Source organism: Roseovarius lutimaris (genome assembly GCF_900115165.1).
GTDB lineage: Bacteria > Pseudomonadota > Alphaproteobacteria > Rhodobacterales > Rhodobacteraceae > Roseovarius > Roseovarius lutimaris.
On record NZ_FOVP01000004.1, the window covers coordinates 67,997 to 83,365 of the forward strand.

Below are 15,369 nucleotides of genomic sequence, written 5' to 3' on the forward strand. Positions count from 1 at the left end.
TATTCTGCACCGCAACAGCGCAAGCCTGAAAGGCCGAACCATGACCGAGCAGATCGAACATTCCCTCACCCCGCAGGATTGCCTTGTGGCCATCATGATTGCCGTTTCGGCCTCGGATGAAGACATGCGAACCGCCGAGCTGGTGAAAATCGAAAGCGCTGTCAACCATCTGCCGATCTTTGCAGATTACGATATGGACCGGCTTGGCGTGATGTCGCAGACGGTTTTTGACCTGTTTACCGTTGAAGAAGGGCTTGATGCGCTGTTTGGTCTCATCCGCGCCAACCTTCCCGAACGCCTGAACGAGACCGCCTATGCCCTCGCTTGTGACGTAGGCGCGGCAGATGGCAAACTCAATGAACGCGAGTTGCGGCTTTTGGAAGAGCTGCGCTATGAACTAGACATCGACCGTCTTCATGCCGCCGCGATCGAGCGCGGCGCGCGGGCCCGCCACATGACGTTATGATCCGGATAGAGGATCAGGGACATTTCCCGGTTTCCATTTCTGGCTGTTCGGTGATTAACTATGCCCAGCCACAAAAAGAGGTTTTCAGATGCGCTGTGTTTTCGTGAATATCCGCTGCAAGCCCGGCACGTCCTATCGCGTCGCCGAGGAAATCGCCCTGCGCGAAATCCATTCCGAGCTTTACTCGATCAGTGGCCCGTTTGATCTTTTGCTGAAACTCTACATCCCGGACAACGCCGATGTCGGCCACTATATCAACGAGAACCTGCTTGATATCGACAATATCGAGCGGACCGAGACAACGCTGACCTTCAAGGCGTTCTAGCTGAGAATTTCGAACCGGGTCACATCGACCAGCCCGCGATCGGTGATCTTGAGCGCCGGGATCACCGGCAGCGCCAGAAACGCCAGCTGCAAGAACGGTTCCTGCAACCCGACCCCAAGCGATTTGGCCGCCGCGCGCAGATCAATCAGGCGGTCGCGCACCACCTCAAAGCTCTCAAGGCTCATCAGCCCCGCCACCGGCAGCGCCAGTTCGGCCAGAACCTCGCCATCCCGCACCACGACAAAGCCGCCTTCGATCTCGCCAAGGCGATTGGCCGCGCGCGCCATATCGCCGTAATCGACGCCGACACAGGCGATATTGTGGTGATCGTGACAGACGGTCGAGGCAATCGCGCCCGCAGTGATGCCGAACCCGCGCACAAAGCCAGTGGCGATATTGCCGTTCTTGCCATGACGCTCGATCACCGCGATCCGCGCCAGATCGCGCGCCACATCGGGGCGCTTGTCGCCATCCTCGATGGCGATGTCCTCAATCAGGTGTTCGGTGATGATCTTGCCTTCGACAATGCCGATCACATGGGTGTTCTCGCGGTTGCCCGCGCTGCGAAAATCCTGGGCGCTCACCTTCGGGGCCTTGACCGACCCGCGCGCCACCGGGGCAAGCGTGCCGCGCGCCTCAAATGCGACCGGATCGGCAGGTTTCCCTGCACAAAGCACCCGTTGCACATCGCAGGCCTCAAGCGATCCAACCGCGACGATATCGGCGCGCTTGCCGGGTGCGATCAGGCCGCGATCCTTGAGGCCGAACGCCTCGGCGCCGGACAAAGACGCGGCGCGATAGGCCGCCAAAACCGGCGTACCGCGCGCAATCAGGGTCCGGATCATGTGATCAAGATGGCCCTCTTCGGCGATATCGAGCGGGTTGCGGTCATCGGTACACAGGCACATGTAAGGCGCTGTAATATCGGTTAAAACCGGCTGAAGCGCGATCAAATCCTTGCTCACCGATCCCTCACGGATCAGCACACGCATGCCTTTTTGAAGCTTCTCGCGCGCCTCCTCGGCGGTGGTTGCCTCATGCTCTGTGCGGATACCCGCGGCGCAATAGGCATTCAGATCGCGCCCCGACAATTGCGGGCAATGCCCGTCGATATGCCCGCCCTCAAACAGCGCCAGCTTGGCCATCGCAGCAGGGTCACGGTGAATGACGCCGGGATAGTTCATGAACTCGGCCAACCCGATGCCCGAGGGGTGCCCCATCACCTCGGCGAGGGCCGCGGCGTCAATCTCGGCACCGGCGGTTTCCATGTCGGTCGAGGGCACGCAGGACGACAATTGCACCCGGATATCCATCACCGTGCGGGTGCTGGCCTCTTGAAAGTAACGTATGCCGTCAAGCCCGATGACATTGGCAATTTCATGCGGATCACAGATCGCCGTCGTCACCCCATGCGGGGTCACACAGCGGTCGAATTCAAACGGCGTCACAAGCGAGCTTTCGATGTGCAGATGTGTGTCGATAAAGCCGGGCACGAGCGTGAGACCGGTCACATCAAGCACCTCGCGCCCCTCATAATCGGCACCTATGCCAACAATCGTATCGCCACAAATCGCCACATCGCCGGGGATCATCGCCCCGGTGATCAGGTCAAATACCGCGCCACCGCGCAGCACCAGATCGGCCGGGGCATCACCCCGGCCCTGCGCGATCCGCGTTTCAAGCTTCGCCATAACCACAGCCTCCGGTTGCTCTGCATAAAAGCATCCTCGGCCTTTGATCGTCGCTCAGCAACCCCAAGCGTGCTGGTCTTTTGCACCAGGTAAGCCCGACAGCCCTACTTACGGCTGTCAGAAAGCGTTACCCGCAAGCCCGGCAGCCGGAAAACGCTAAGATGGTGATAAGGCTGGTGCTTGGCATCTGCACCGCCCAGCATGACCACAGCATCCCTGGCAACCCGCCCGGCCAGCTGTGCCGTATCACCTGGCCGCCGTAGGTTTTCAGCCAGGGTTTCCACCACCAACCTGATAGGCGTCCCTTCTTTCAGCCCGGATTTGCCAACCTTGGCAACGAAGGCAACACACCCCTTCACCTTACCGCCACAGAAATTGCGGCTGGCGCGCGCATCAAGACGGAACTCTTCAAATCCGGCCGGTTTGCCAGTCTCTTCATTGATGGCCCGCACGGCAATGGCTGTCATGCCCTCGGGCAGCAAAATAGCCGCGCCGCAACTGTCACCTGCCGCACTCCCGTTCGCAACCAAACCGTTGATTTGAATATCGACCTCGGCGCTGTCGCCGACAGGGCCCGTCGGGATCTCGCTCTCGATGAAATCGGTGAAATCCGTCGGTGGCTTGGCGGGACAAGCCATAAGAGAGGCTGGCAATATCAAGGCAAAAATCCCTGTACAAACCAGCATTCTGACGCGCTTAAACGTTTTCGGTGAGGTGTTTTGAGTAAAGAAGGCTTCCTTTTCGCAGAAATTATTCATGGTATGACTCCAGATTTATCCAAAAAATACCTTAAGTATTACTCGGACAGCGACTTCTACCAAGAGTTGTTTTTTGTGACCCCAAAAATGGCAGAAAATGGCCAATCCTGCCTGGGCTGCGCGCCGCTTAGTCGGCTTTCGCAACCGCCTGCTTTTTCTCCTGAATGCGGATTTCGGGTTTGCAGCCCTTGCTGTTATAACGCGTCACTAGGCCCTCATTGCGGCGTTGATAGGCGCGCGCCTCATCGCCTGCGGCCCCCTTCATATCCATGAAGAAGAACGGCACAGATACTCAAAATAATCGGTTTCTTCACTTTTTACCCTCTAAAACAGCATATATTGCGACCCGGCTCTTAACCGGATCACGCGGACGTGAAGAGCCTATTCTGAAAACGCGGTGAAAGTCCCGCGCCCCTACGAGCGCCGCCGCCTGCGCCGCCCGCCATCACCAGCCCCGTCATCACCACGGGTGTTAAAGTTGGGACTCGGCAAGACAACGATCTTGGCCAGTTCCGGGAACGGGTCGGTCTTGTGCGGGATCGCGTTGGCGGCCACGAAATGTTCCTGAAACTTCGGCGCAATCGCGGTTTCGACCTTGGTGATTTCACCGACCACCCGCTCAATCTCGACGCGCGCGGCAACATTGCAGAGCGCGATCCGCGCACCGGTGCCCGCCGCATTGCCCGCACTTGTGACTTTCTCAAGCGGCACATCGGGGATCATGCCAAGAACCATCGCGTGCTTGCTGCTGATATGGGCGCCAAATGCCCCGGCAAGCACCACGCGATCCACCTTGTCGACGCCGCGCTCGTCCATCAATAGGCGCGCCCCGGCATAAAGCGCCGATTTCGCAAGCTGAATGGCACGGATATCGCCTTGGGTCACGGTGATGCGCGGCCCGCCCTGATCGGTGGCATCATAAATAAGATAGCCATGCGTGCGCCCCTCGGCGATCATGCGGTCCGTACCCGTCGCCTCTGCCGAGCCGATAAGACCGCTGTCATCCAGCAATCCGGCCATACGCAACTCGGCCACCGCCTCGATGATGCCAGAGCCACAGATGCCAGTGATCCCGCTGCCCTCGGTGGCGGCCTCAAACCCGTCTTCATCGGACCAAAGATCACTTCCGATCACGCGAAAACGCGGCTCTTTGGTGATCGGATCAATCCTGATCGCGTCAATCGCGCCGGGGGCGGCCCGCTGACCGCTGGAAATCTGCGCGCCCTCAAAGGCCGGGCCGGTGGGCGAAGAACAGGCCAGCACGCGGGTCGTGTCGCCAAGCAGGATCTCGGCATTGGTGCCGACATCCACAACAAGCACGAGATCCTTGGATTTTCCCGGCTCTTCACTCAGCGCGACGGCGGCGGCATCGGCCCCCACATGGCCCGCGATACAGGGCAGAATATAGACCCGCGCGCGCGGATTGATCACGCTCAGGTCAAGCTCTCTGGCATTCAGCGACAGGCTACCCGAGGTCGCCAAGGCAAATGGCGCCTGCCCCAGTTCAACCGGATCAATCCCCAACAAAAGGTGATGCATGACCGGATTACAGACAAACACCGTTTCCACGATCAGCGCGGCATCAATCCCGGCCTCCTTGGCGATTTCCTCGGCCAAAGTGTTAAGCGCGTCGCGCACCGAGGCGGTCATTTCCTTGTCGCCACCGGGGTTCATCATCGAATAGCTGACCCGGCTCATAAGGTCTTCGCCAAAGCGGATCTGCGGATTCATGATGCCAGAGCTTGCCACCACTTCGCCGGTTTCAAGATTGGTCAGATGCGCCGCAACCGTGGTCGAGCCAAGATCAATCGCCAAGCCAAACAACCCGCTCTCATGCAGGCCCGGCCAAATCTCAAGCACCCGCGCCACTGTGTCATTGTGGGATTTGTGCAGCGCGACGGTCACCTGATATTTGCCCTTGCGCAGCACCGGCTGAAGCTTGGACAACAGGCTAAGGTCGGCGCGGATGGCAGGGATATCCCATTGCTCGCGCAGGGCGCGCGCCAGACGTTCCAGATCGCCGGTCGGCTCGTGCATATCGGCCTCGTCGACCTCGACGAAGTAAAGCCTGGTCGCCGGATCCATCTCGATCACGCGGGCCGAGGCGGCCTTGCGCACCACCTGTTTGTGAACCTGGCTTTCGGGCGGCACGTCGATCACCACATCGCCCATGATCTGCGCCTGACAGCCAAGCCGACGACCGGCCTTGAGGCCACGCTTGTCTTGATAGCGCTGCTCGACGCCGTTCCATTCTGACAGGGCGTCCTCATGCACGCTCACGCCATGTTTGGAAAACTCGCCATAACCCGGCGTGATCTGGCATTTGGAACAAATTCCGCGCCCGCCACAGACCGAATCAAGGTCAACGCCCAACTGCCGCGCCGCCGTCAGAACCGGCGTTCCCTTTGGGAACCGCCCGCGCTTGCCCGAAGGGGTGAAAACGACAAGGGGATCATTCGACATGGTGAGAATCCTGTTCATTGGCCTGCGTCTTGCGGCTTGAACATAGGCTATTCGCACGCCGCGAACAGCCCGCAACCGTCAGAAAATATCCCCTTGGCGGCATCGCATGTCCCTTGCGCCTAGTTCCAGGGAATTTCCCAGCCGAAAAGCCAGATCGCCAGCGGCACCGGCGCCGTCGCAAGCGCGATCGTCAGAACGGTGGCCGGCACTCGAAAAAGCCCCGACACCCCCGCCAAAAGCGCGATTCCGCCACCGCCGCCAATCACCGAATTGCCCGGAATATTGATCAGGATCGCCAGCGCCAGATAGCGAAACCGCAACAGATGGGGCCCAAACCTCGTGGGCAATTGCGATTGCAGGAACACCACCCGTCCCTTGGGCGGTAGATCCTCGAACCGCTTGAGCAACCGACAGGCCCCGGTCAGGCGCAGGTCGAGAAACACCCGGTGCAGCCAGCGATAGGGCACCTTGCACCCCGCCATATAGGCCAGCGACAGACCAAGAGTGGTGGCAATCCAGACCATCGGCGCCACATCCGGCCCGCTCAGCGCCAGAACCGACAGACCGATCTCGACCCCCGGCACAAAGGGAATGGCAATCATCAGCGCATAAAGGAACAATACCGCAAGCGTCAGGCCCGGCATCGCCCAGCTATATTGGCTAGCCGAAATCCATGCCTCTGCGCGGATGAAAAAGTTGTGCAAAACAATTATGATGACAACAACAACGGCCAAGCGCGCAAGGGTCCGCACGATACCCAGTTTGACCGGGGGGGGGGCGGGCATGATTTTCCGGGGAGGGGGGCGTTCATCCATAAAGTGAGTCTAGGCGTATTGCATCGGCTTGACCAAGTGAATCACCGGGTGATCACGGTCTTTTCAACCAATCGCGAACGGCCTGCCGGTCCCCATCAAGACTGGGCGCGCGCGTGGCACGATCAATCACCACCGCGCGCATGCAGCGCATCCTGGCCATAGCACGGCTTTTCCATCACACCGCGACGATAATTCCTAGGCAAGATATCGGCCCGCGCGGTCATCCTAAGAGATCGCTTTCGTGCGAGCCCTCATCTTCTTCTTGGCACAAATACTCTCGCCGAAGGCGGCCTGACCTCGCCCCGTTCAATCGCGCCGGATATCCGCCCCAAGATCGGCCATCAGCCCCTCGAAGATCGGGAACGATGTGGCGATCGGGCTTGCGTCATCAACGCTGACCGGGTCTTGCGTGGCCATGCCCATCACCATGAAGGACATGGCGATCCGGTGGTCAAGATGGCTGGCGCAGGTTTGACCGCCGGGCACATTGCCGTGGCCAAGACCGGTGACGATCCACCAATCGGGGCCATCCTCAACCTCGACACCACCGGCGCGCAACCCTGCGGCCATCGCCTCGATCCGGTCGCTTTCCTTGACGCGCAATTCCTTGACGCCGCGCATCACGGTCTTGCCTTGGGCAAAGGCGGCCACCACCGACAGGACCGGGTATTCGTCAATCATCGAGGCTGCCCGTGCGGGCGGCACCTCAATGCCCTTGAGGTCTGGCGAGAACCGCGCGCGCAGGTCGGCCACGGGCTCGCCTCCCTCTTCGCGCGGGTTTTCATAGCTGAGGTCCGCGCCCATCTCGCGCAGCGTGGTAAACAGGCCCGCGCGCGTCGGGTTAAGACCGATATTGGGCACAAGCACATCCGAGCCGGGCGTTATGATCGCCGCACAGACCGGAAACGCCGCCGAACTTGGATCGCGCGGCACGACAATGGTCTGGGGGTTCAATTCGGGCTGGCCGGTCAGGGTGATAACGCGGCCCTCGTCCGTCTCTTGCGTGACGATCTCGGCCCCGAACCCGGCCAGCATCCGCTCGGTGTGATCTCGGGTGGCCTCCTGCTCGATCACCACGGTCTGGCCCGGCGCGTTGAGCCCGGCGAAAAGCACGGCCGATTTGACCTGGGCCGAGGGCACCGGCACAGTATAGCGTACCGGCACCGGATCAGCCGCGCCGACAATCGTCATCGGAAGTCGCCCCCCCGATCGCCCCACCGCCCTTGCGCCAAACAGCGTCAGCGGGTCGGTCACCCGCGCCATCGGGCGTTTGTTGAGGCTGGCATCGCCGGTAAAGGTGGCGGTGATCGGACAGGTCGCCACCGCGCCTATGATCAGGCGCACGCCGGTGCCCGAGTTGCCGCAATCAATCACAGTCTCAGGCTCGCAAAATCCGCCGACGCCGACGCCATGCACATGCCATGTGCCGACCTCGTCACGGGTCACCTCGGCACCGAAGGCGCGCATGGCGCGCGCGGTATCAAGCACATCCTCGCCTTCCAGAAGGCCGGTGATCACGGTTTCACCAACCGCCAACGCGCCAAGAATAAGCGAGCGGTGCGAGATGGATTTGTCGCCGGGCACATCCGCCTGACCGCTCAGCGGTCCGGATTTATGCGATGTCATGCGAATGGGGGTGGCGTGGCCGGACATGGGTGTGCCTCTTGGAAACGTTGGGTCAACCGCCTGATAGCGCAATCACGGCGCTGCGTCCATGACTCGCAAGCGCCGCGATCTTGGCCCGCCGAAGGGACGCCTCCGGCGGGAGTATTTAGTGAAAGATGAAAGTCATGCTCCGCGCGTCGGCTTAGCCTTGTGCGGCGGTGATGATGAATTCCACTTTGTAATCGGGGGTGGCCAGTTTGGCCTCGCCGCAGGCGCGGGCGGGCGCATGACCGGGGGCGACCCAGGCATCCCAGACCGCGTTCATATCGGCAAAATCGGCCATATCGGCCAGCCAGATAACCGCCTGCAAGATGCGGGTCTTGTCGCTTCCGGCTTCGGCCAGAAGGGCATCGACCTTTTCCAGGCAGGTTTTGGTCTGCTCGACCACGTTGTCGGCGGCATTGCCGACCTGTCCGGCGAGATAAACCGTGCCATTGTGGGTGACGATCTGGCTCATGCGCGCGCCGGTGTGGTGGCGGGTAATATCGCTCATTGGGGCGGTCCTTTCGGTTGGTGTGTTTCGCCCTTTCTAGGCAGGGCATGCGCCCCGCGCCACAGGAAAACGACGAGTCACAGCGCAATTGCGCGAGCTTTCAGTTCCACCAGCGCGGGCGGTCGTGGCGCGCCAACCAGCCGCCGACGCTGAAGTGATCCCGCCGGATCAGCAGCACCAGAGCGATGAAGGCACCAAGCACCGCGAGGTCAATCACCTGATTGCGGTTGATTGGAAAGCCCCGGTCATTGATTGCAAATGGATCAAGAAACCCCTCCCAGCGGCGCATCACTGTAAAGAGATGCATGATCAGCAAGCTGCTGTAGGAAAAGTAACGCAGCACGCCGAGCGCCACCAGGAGGCATAGCGCGATCTGTACTCCGCCCCCCAGATAAATCTGCGTCAGGCTGACATCGACACCGTCGTAATGGCGCGCAAGGTTCTGGTATTGCTTTGGCGTGATGATCTTATGCGCCGCCCAGAGGAAAATGAACCACGCTAGCCCAAGTCGCAGGACAAGCAGGGCAAGGGCATCGAGTTTGTCTTGCGGAGATAAAACGGCTTTGGGTTCCAAGGTGATAACTTTCCAATATCTGCAATATGATGTCCCAAGCCCTACCGAGGTAGCGCATTACAAGCAAATCACAGCTTGGCGAGAGGGTGTTTCACCCGGTCATGCCCCGCCCCTCAGGCACCATGCGCGGCGCGGCTATCCTCGGGGGCTTCAACGCGCTCGAATTTGCCATAGTCACGGATCACGCTCACGACCCGCAGGCGATAGTCGTCAAACATCACCTCGCGCCCGGCTTTTTGCGCGCCACGATGGGCCTCAAGCTGGCGCCATTGGATCACGGCGGCCTCATCTTGCCAGAACGACAGCGACAAAAGCTTGCCGGGATTGGTCAGGCTTTGAAACCGCTCAACGCTGATGAATCCCGGAATGCTTTCGGCCAGAGGGCGCATTTTCGCGGCCATCTCAAGATAGGGTTCTGTCTGGCCTTCGCCGGGGATGACTTCGAATATCACTGCGATCATTGCGTGTCTCCTGTTGGGGCGCTGACCAGCCTGAGGAAGGTGCGGTCTTCGCGCAACAGAAACTTTTCCTGTTGGGCAAAGGCATAGTTTTCACGCCCTAGCGGATCGGCGGCCAAGCGTTGGCGATAGGCCTCATACGCGGCGAGCGAGGGGATGTTGTAGATGCCGTAGGCCAGGGTGCTGCTGCCCTCATGCGGGGCGAAATAGCCGATAAGATCGGCGCCACAGCGTGGAATGGCCTGCCCCCAATTACGGGCATATCGGGCGAACTGGTCTTTCTTGGTTGGGTCGATCTGGTAACGGATCACACAGGTCAGCATGGCGGGTCTCCTTTTGGCTGGGTGCCCTTGCTGTTTTGGCATATTGCGCGGCGCAAATGCTTCGATTACGGTCGAAGCATGAAAGACGGCCCTGACATATCCCGCCTTGGCGCGCTGATCGGTGATCCGGCGCGCGCCAATATCCTGACCGCCCTGATGAGCGGCAAGGCCCTGACCGCGTCAGAGCTTGCAGGTGAGGCGGGCGTGACCCTGCAAACCGCATCTTCGCACTTGGCCAAGCTGGAACAGGGCGCTCTGATCCGGGTGCGGCGCGAAGGGCGGCATAAATACATTACACTTGCCTCCGATGATGTGGCGCATGTTCTAGAGGCGATGATGGGTCTGGCGGCAGGCAGCGGGCAATTGCGCACCCGCCCCGGCCCGCGTGACCCTGAAATGCGCCATGCGCGGATTTGTTATAACCACCTTGCAGGCGACATGGGCACGCGGATGTATGACAGCATGATCGCACGCGGATTTCTTGACCATAGCGGCGACGCCCTGACGCTTGGAGCGCAGGGGCGCACGTTTGTCACGGACCTTGGCCTTGATCTTGACACCCTGCCCTCGCCGCGCGCACCGCTGTGCCGCGATTGCCTTGACTGGTCAGAGCGGCGCTCGCATCTGGCGGGGCGGCTTGGGCGCGGATTGCTGGCCCATTTCGAGACTACCGGCTGGGCCAGCCGCGTGCCCGACAGCCGGATCATACGGTTTACGCCGCGCGGACAGGCCGCATTTGAGGCCGCTTTTCCCGCGCCCTGACAACCATACCAGATTGCGCAACGGATAAGGCCAATCTAAACTGACATTATGGCGATACCGGTCGAAACCTTTTTCCTTGCTCCCGATGCACAGGGCACCCTTCAGGCGCAGATCCAGCAAATGATCGCGCAGGGCATTCTGTCGGGTCGCTTTCGCAAGGGTGAAAAGCTTCCGTCGTCGCGCAAGCTGGCCGGGCACCTCGGGGTTAGCCGAATCACCGTAACGCTGGCGCTGACCGAATTGCAGGCCAATGATTACCTTGAGGCGCGGGATCGCTCGGGCTATTTCGTATCCCAGAACGCGCCGGAGCCGCCCGCCTTTGGCGCGCCGGGGCCACGACAGGATACGATTGACTGGTCGCGCGCGCTTGGCCGTCGCTTTACCGGCGGCGATACCCCGGAGAAGCCCCTGAACTGGGCCAGCTATCCCTATCCCTTCATCTATGGCCAGACCGATCCGGCGTTGTTTGATCATGCCAATTGGCGCCATTGCGCGCTTCAGGCCCTGGGGCAGAAGGATTTTCAATCGCTGACCTCGGATTACTATGATCAGGACGACCCCAAGCTGATCGAATTCATTGCCCGCCACACTCTGCCACGGCGCGGGATCCTGGCGCAATCGGATGAAATCCTTGTGACCATGGGGGCGCAGAATGCGCTTTGGCTTACCGCGCAGGTGCTTTTGACACAGCGCCGCACCGCCGTGATCGAGAACCCGTGCTATCACGCGTTGCGCGATATTCTGGTGCAATCGCGCTGTCATCTGGCACCGGTTGACGTGGATCGCGATGGTCTCCCGCCGGACTCACTGCCGGATCAGGCGGATGTGATTTTCACCACCCCAAGCCATCAGGCCCCGACCAATGCCACCATGCCGCTTGCACGGCGCAAGGCGCTTTTGGCCAAGGCCGCCGAGATGGATGCGCTGATTGTCGAAGATGATTACGAATTTGAAATCTCGTTCCTGCGCGCGCCATTGCCGGCGCTAAAATCGCTCGATTCCGAAGGGCGGGTGATCTACGTCGGCAGCTTTTCCAAGTCGATCTTTCCCGGCTTGCGGCTTGGGTATCTGGTCGGGTCCAAATCCTTTATCCGCGAATGCCGCGCCCTGCGCGCCAGCGTTCTGCGCCACCCGCCCGGTCACATTCAGCGCACGGCGGCCTATTTCCTGTCGCTCGGGCATTACGACAGCCTTGTGCGACGCATGGGTCAGGTGTTTACCAAACGCCGCCATGCGATGGAAACCGCGCTTGCCGATCATGGGCTTGGCGTGGCCGGGCGCGGGGTGTTCGGCGGATCGTCAATCTGGATGCGCGCGCCCGAGGATGTGGATATCACCGAGGTCGAGCCGCGCCTGCGCGAGGCCGGGGTTTTGATCGAGCCTGGCCATCCGTTCTTTTATGGCACCAATCGACCGCGCAATTACTATCGTCTGGCCTATTCATCGGTGCCCACAGAGCGCATTGCGCCGGGCATTCAGCGTTTGGCGCGAGAATTGGAACATGCCCGTAGCACGGGCGCGAACCGGGCGAAACAACAAGAAAATACGGTAAAATAAATGGCTTGTTTGTTGAGACATCGACGGGCTGAGCCTCTCTAAACCCTTCTTGCTATTCGTTATTGAGATATATATTCTCATTTTACAAGACGTCTGGACATACTCTCGACCCCTTTCTGGCCCTAGAAGCGGGGGCCTCCGAGGGCTAGTTTCAGCCCAGATTTCCGCTTCAGGTGCCAATCGGCACCGCGACACAAGGATGTAGCCGATGAAAATGACCACCGAAGAAGCCTTTGTAAAAACCCTGCAAATGCACGGGATCGAACATGCCTTTGGCATTATCGGTTCCGCCATGATGCCGATTTCCGATATTTTCCCGAAAGCGGGCATCACCTTCTGGGATTGCGCCCATGAAGGCAGCGCCGGCATGATGTCGGATGGCTACACCCGCGTCACCGGCAAGATGTCGATGATGATCGCCCAGAACGGCCCCGGCATCACCAACTTCGTGACCGCTGTGAAAACCGCCTATTGGAACCACACACCGCTGTTGCTGGTGACCCCGCAGGCCGCCAACAAGACCATCGGTCAGGGTGGCTTTCAGGAAATGGAACAGATGAACCTGTTCGCCGATTGCGTCGCCTATCAGGAAGAGGTCCGCGACCCGACCCGCATCGCCGAGACCCTGAACCGCGTGATCATGCAGGCCAAGCGCGCAAGCGGCCCGGCCCAGATCAACGTCCCGCGCGACTTCTGGACGCAGGTGATTGATATCGAGCTTCCGGCGATTGTCGAATTCGAGCGCCCCGCCGGTGGTGAGATGGCCCTTGCCCAAGCAGCCGAGTTGCTGAGCAACGCCAAGTTCCCGGTTATCCTCAATGGGGCCGGCGTGGTTCTGGCCGGTGGGATCGACGCCTCGCGCGAGTTGGCAGAACGCCTCGATGCGCCGGTTTGCGTTGGCTATCAGCACAACGATGCTTTCCCCGGTTCGCATCCGCTTTTTGCCGGACCGCTTGGCTATAACGGGTCCAAGGCCGGGATGGAGCTTATTTCCAAGGCTGACGTGGTTTTGTGCCTCGGCACCCGCCTGAACCCGTTTTCGACCCTTCCGGGCTATGGCATTGATTACTGGCCCAAGGACGCGAAAATCATCCAGGTCGATATCAACCCCGACCGTATCGGTCTGACCAAAAAGGTCACAGTCGGCATCATCGGCGACGCCAAGAAGGTCGCGACCTCGATCCTTGCAAAGCTGTCGGACACCGCCGGTGACGCAGGGCGCGCCGACCGCAAGGCGCTTATTTCAAAAACCAAATCCACATGGGCACAGCAACTGTCCAGCATGGACCATGAGGACGACGATCCCGGCACAAACTGGAACGAACGTGCCCGCACCGACAAGCCCGACTGGATGAGCCCGCGCATGGCGTGGCGCGCCATTCAGGCGGCCCTGCCGCGCGAAGCGATCATCAGCTCTGACATCGGCAACAACTGTGCCATCGGCAACGCCTATCCAAGCTTTGATGAGGGCCGAAAATACCTTGCGCCGGGCCTGTTTGGTCCCTGCGGCTATGGTCTTCCGGCCATCGTTGGCGCCAAGATCGGCCAACCCGATGTGCCGGTTGTCGGCTTTGCCGGTGACGGTGCCTTTGGCATCGCGGTCAACGAGCTTACGGCGATCGGCCGTGGCGAATGGCCCGCCGTGACACAGGTCGTGTTCCGCAACTATCAGTGGGGCGCCGAAAAGCGCAACTCGACCCTGTGGTTTGACGACAACTTTGTCGGCACAGAGCTTGATACCCAGGTGTCTTATGCCGGGATCGCCAAGGCTTGTGGCCTCAAGGGCGTGATCGCGCGCACCATGGACGAGCTGACCGAGGCGCTTAATCAGGCGATCAAGGATCAGATGGAAAATGGCGTCACCACCCTGATCGAGGCGATGATCAATCAGGAGTTGGGCGAGCCATTCCGCCGTGACGCGATGAAAAACCCGGTTGCGGTTGCCGGGATTGATCCCGCCGACATGCGCCCTCAGCAAGTCTGATAGGGGGCCGGGCCGGAGCACATGACAAAAGCACCTCTTGATCTGTTGCTGTCAGAGGCACCGGCCACCCGCCCTATCGTTTCCCTGAGCGAAGGCAGTGATCCCCGTGTTGTCGCGGGGGCGCTTGCCACCCGAGACGCCGGGATCGCCAATCTGATCCTTGTCGGCCCGGCCGGTGCCGTCGCCGCCGAATTAAAGGCCCAGGGCGCAACCGCTGGCGACGGGATATCCATTCACGATCCCAGCACCTCGCCGCTCACCGCCGATCTGGCCACAGCCTATCATGCGCTGCGCCGACACAAGGGCGTTGATGAGAAGGCGGCACGCAAGGCGGTTGAAACCCCGCTTATCTATGCCGCCATGCTGGTACGCGAAGGCCATGCCGACGGCACCGTCGGCGGCGCTGTTGCCACCACATCCGACGTGGTGCGCACCGACCTTCAGGTGATCGGCAAGGCCCCCGACGCCGCCATGGTCTCGAGCTTTTTCCTGATGTATCCGCCACCAAACGCCGGGGGCGATGCCCGCGCGATGCTCTATTCCGATTGTGGGCTGGTGATTGATCCGACCTCGGATGAGATGGCCGGAATCGCCGCCGCCTCTGCCGCCTCCTGTCGTGCGCTCTTGCGGCAAGAGCCCAAGATCGCCCTGCTGTCGTTTTCCTCAAAAGGCAGCGCGCGGCACCCGTTGGTCACCAAGGTCACCAAGGCGCTGGAGCGCCTGAACGCCGATCACCCCGATCTTGATGCAGACGGCGAATTGCAGTTCGACACCGCCTTTGTGCCCGCCATTGCGGCCAGCAAAGCGCCCGGATCAAACGTCGCCGGTCAGGCCAATGTCATGATCTTCCCCAACCTCGATGCGGGAAATATCGCCTATAAGATAACCCAGCGGCTGGGGGGCTATACCGCCATCGGCCCAATCCTTCAGGGGCTGGCCAAACCCGCCAATGACCTGTCGCGTGGCTGTGTTGCCAATGACGTGACCCAAATGATCGCCGTTACCGTGCTTCAGGCTTTGGCGAGGCAAGACTGA

16 protein-coding genes are annotated in these 15,369 nt (G+C 60.5%); 6 read left to right on the forward strand and 10 right to left on the reverse strand.

Annotated features, from left to right (window positions below; translation table 11 throughout):
- Nucleotides 1-40: 40 nt before the first annotated feature.
- Together BMZ91_RS04640 and BMZ91_RS04645 are read left to right on the forward strand one after the other, a co-directional pair.
- Nucleotides 41-466, forward strand: a complete 426-nt coding sequence (locus BMZ91_RS04640; RefSeq protein ID WP_092835520.1) for a tellurite resistance TerB family protein — start codon at nt 41-43, stop codon at nt 464-466.
- Nucleotides 467-554: 88 nt separating this feature from the next.
- Nucleotides 555-791: an Lrp/AsnC ligand binding domain-containing protein gene (locus tag BMZ91_RS04645; RefSeq protein WP_092835258.1), complete on the forward strand. Its 237-nt coding sequence runs from the start codon at nt 555-557 to the stop codon at nt 789-791.
- Here the strand turns inward: BMZ91_RS04645 and ade are convergent.
- From ade to BMZ91_RS04690, 10 genes are all read right to left on the reverse strand, one after another.
- Nucleotides 788-2,482: an adenine deaminase gene (gene ade / locus BMZ91_RS04650; protein WP_092835261.1), complete on the reverse strand. Its 1,695-nt coding sequence runs from the start codon at nt 2,480-2,482 to the stop codon at nt 788-790. The two genes, BMZ91_RS04645 and ade, sit on opposite strands and share 4 nt — an antisense overlap.
- Before the next feature lie 104 nt (nt 2,483-2,586).
- The gene (locus BMZ91_RS04655; RefSeq protein WP_143076300.1) at nt 2,587-3,240 is read right to left on the reverse strand and encodes a hypothetical protein; all 654 of its coding nucleotides are present in this window, start codon (nt 3,238-3,240) and stop codon (nt 2,587-2,589) included.
- A 127-nt stretch (nt 3,241-3,367) separates the two neighbouring features.
- The gene (locus BMZ91_RS21370; RefSeq protein ID WP_177193790.1) at nt 3,368-3,505 is read right to left on the reverse strand and encodes a hypothetical protein; all 138 of its coding nucleotides are present in this window, start codon (nt 3,503-3,505) and stop codon (nt 3,368-3,370) included.
- A 149-nt stretch (nt 3,506-3,654) separates the two neighbouring features.
- Nucleotides 3,655-5,703, reverse strand: coding sequence for an ASKHA domain-containing protein (locus BMZ91_RS04660; protein ID WP_092835522.1), 2,049 nt, complete (start codon nt 5,701-5,703; stop codon nt 3,655-3,657).
- Between the two features lie 119 nt (nt 5,704-5,822).
- Nucleotides 5,823-6,488 (reverse strand): hypothetical protein, encoded by a 666-nt coding sequence (locus BMZ91_RS04665; RefSeq protein WP_245736206.1) that lies wholly within the window; start codon nt 6,486-6,488, stop codon nt 5,823-5,825.
- Between the two features lie 336 nt (nt 6,489-6,824).
- Complete coding sequence (gene aroA, locus BMZ91_RS04670; RefSeq protein WP_092835267.1) at nt 6,825-8,171, reverse strand: 3-phosphoshikimate 1-carboxyvinyltransferase; 1,347 nt, start codon at nt 8,169-8,171, stop codon at nt 6,825-6,827.
- Nucleotides 8,172-8,325: 154 nt separating this feature from the next.
- Nucleotides 8,326-8,676, reverse strand: a complete 351-nt coding sequence (locus BMZ91_RS04675; RefSeq protein WP_092835269.1) for a RidA family protein — start codon at nt 8,674-8,676, stop codon at nt 8,326-8,328.
- Between the two features lie 100 nt (nt 8,677-8,776).
- Nucleotides 8,777-9,250, reverse strand: coding sequence for a hypothetical protein (locus BMZ91_RS04680; protein ID WP_245736207.1), 474 nt, complete (start codon nt 9,248-9,250; stop codon nt 8,777-8,779).
- Nucleotides 9,251-9,363: 113 nt separating this feature from the next.
- Nucleotides 9,364-9,711, reverse strand: a complete 348-nt coding sequence (locus BMZ91_RS04685; protein WP_092835273.1) for an antibiotic biosynthesis monooxygenase family protein — start codon at nt 9,709-9,711, stop codon at nt 9,364-9,366.
- Nucleotides 9,708-10,031 (reverse strand): NIPSNAP family protein, encoded by a 324-nt coding sequence (locus BMZ91_RS04690; protein ID WP_092835275.1) that lies wholly within the window; start codon nt 10,029-10,031, stop codon nt 9,708-9,710. The genes BMZ91_RS04685 and BMZ91_RS04690 overlap by 4 nt, the downstream gene beginning before the upstream one ends.
- A gap of 78 nt (nt 10,032-10,109) precedes the next feature.
- On the opposite strand from BMZ91_RS04690, the gene BMZ91_RS04695 reads away from it, so the two are divergent.
- From BMZ91_RS04695 to pta, 4 genes are all read left to right on the forward strand, one after another.
- Nucleotides 10,110-10,793 carry an ArsR/SmtB family transcription factor gene (locus BMZ91_RS04695; protein WP_092835524.1) on the forward strand — a complete coding sequence of 228 codons (684 nt, stop codon included), beginning with the start codon at nt 10,110-10,112 and terminating at the stop codon, nt 10,791-10,793.
- A 48-nt stretch (nt 10,794-10,841) separates the two neighbouring features.
- The gene (pdxR, locus tag BMZ91_RS04700) at nt 10,842-12,350 is read left to right on the forward strand and encodes a MocR-like pyridoxine biosynthesis transcription factor PdxR (RefSeq protein WP_092835277.1); all 1,509 of its coding nucleotides are present in this window, start codon (nt 10,842-10,844) and stop codon (nt 12,348-12,350) included.
- 208 nt (nt 12,351-12,558) lie between these two features.
- Nucleotides 12,559-14,334, forward strand: coding sequence for a sulfoacetaldehyde acetyltransferase (xsc, locus tag BMZ91_RS04705; protein WP_092835279.1), 1,776 nt, complete (start codon nt 12,559-12,561; stop codon nt 14,332-14,334).
- A 21-nt stretch (nt 14,335-14,355) separates the two neighbouring features.
- Nucleotides 14,356-15,369 (forward strand): phosphate acetyltransferase, encoded by a 1,014-nt coding sequence (gene pta, locus BMZ91_RS04710; protein ID WP_092835281.1) that lies wholly within the window; start codon nt 14,356-14,358, stop codon nt 15,367-15,369.

Coding starts and splice junctions, on each gene's coding strand:
- BMZ91_RS21370 (WP_177193790.1), bottom strand. CDS start 3,505: ATGAAGGGGGCCGCAGGCGATGAGGCGCGCGCCTATCAACGCCGCAAT.
- BMZ91_RS04645 (WP_092835258.1), top strand. CDS start 555: ATGCGCTGTGTTTTCGTGAATATCCGCTGCAAGCCCGGCACGTCCTAT.
- BMZ91_RS04660 (WP_092835522.1), bottom strand. CDS start 5,703: ATGTCGAATGATCCCCTTGTCGTTTTCACCCCTTCGGGCAAGCGCGGG.
- xsc (WP_092835279.1), top strand. CDS start 12,559: ATGAAAATGACCACCGAAGAAGCCTTTGTAAAAACCCTGCAAATGCAC.
- BMZ91_RS04695 (WP_092835524.1), top strand. CDS start 10,110: ATGAAAGACGGCCCTGACATATCCCGCCTTGGCGCGCTGATCGGTGAT.
- BMZ91_RS04690 (WP_092835275.1), bottom strand. CDS start 10,031: ATGCTGACCTGTGTGATCCGTTACCAGATCGACCCAACCAAGAAAGAC.
- BMZ91_RS04640 (WP_092835520.1), top strand. CDS start 41: ATGACCGAGCAGATCGAACATTCCCTCACCCCGCAGGATTGCCTTGTG.
- ade (WP_092835261.1), bottom strand. CDS start 2,482: ATGGCGAAGCTTGAAACGCGGATCGCGCAGGGCCGGGGTGATGCCCCG.
- pta (WP_092835281.1), top strand. CDS start 14,356: ATGACAAAAGCACCTCTTGATCTGTTGCTGTCAGAGGCACCGGCCACC.
- BMZ91_RS04675 (WP_092835269.1), bottom strand. CDS start 8,676: ATGAGCGATATTACCCGCCACCACACCGGCGCGCGCATGAGCCAGATC.
- pdxR (WP_092835277.1), top strand. CDS start 10,842: ATGGCGATACCGGTCGAAACCTTTTTCCTTGCTCCCGATGCACAGGGC.
- BMZ91_RS04685 (WP_092835273.1), bottom strand. CDS start 9,711: ATGATCGCAGTGATATTCGAAGTCATCCCCGGCGAAGGCCAGACAGAA.
- BMZ91_RS04655 (WP_143076300.1), bottom strand. CDS start 3,240: ATGAATAATTTCTGCGAAAAGGAAGCCTTCTTTACTCAAAACACCTCA.
- BMZ91_RS04665 (WP_245736206.1), bottom strand. CDS start 6,488: ATGCCCGCCCCCCCCCCGGTCAAACTGGGTATCGTGCGGACCCTTGCG.
- aroA (WP_092835267.1), bottom strand. CDS start 8,171: ATGTCCGGCCACGCCACCCCCATTCGCATGACATCGCATAAATCCGGA.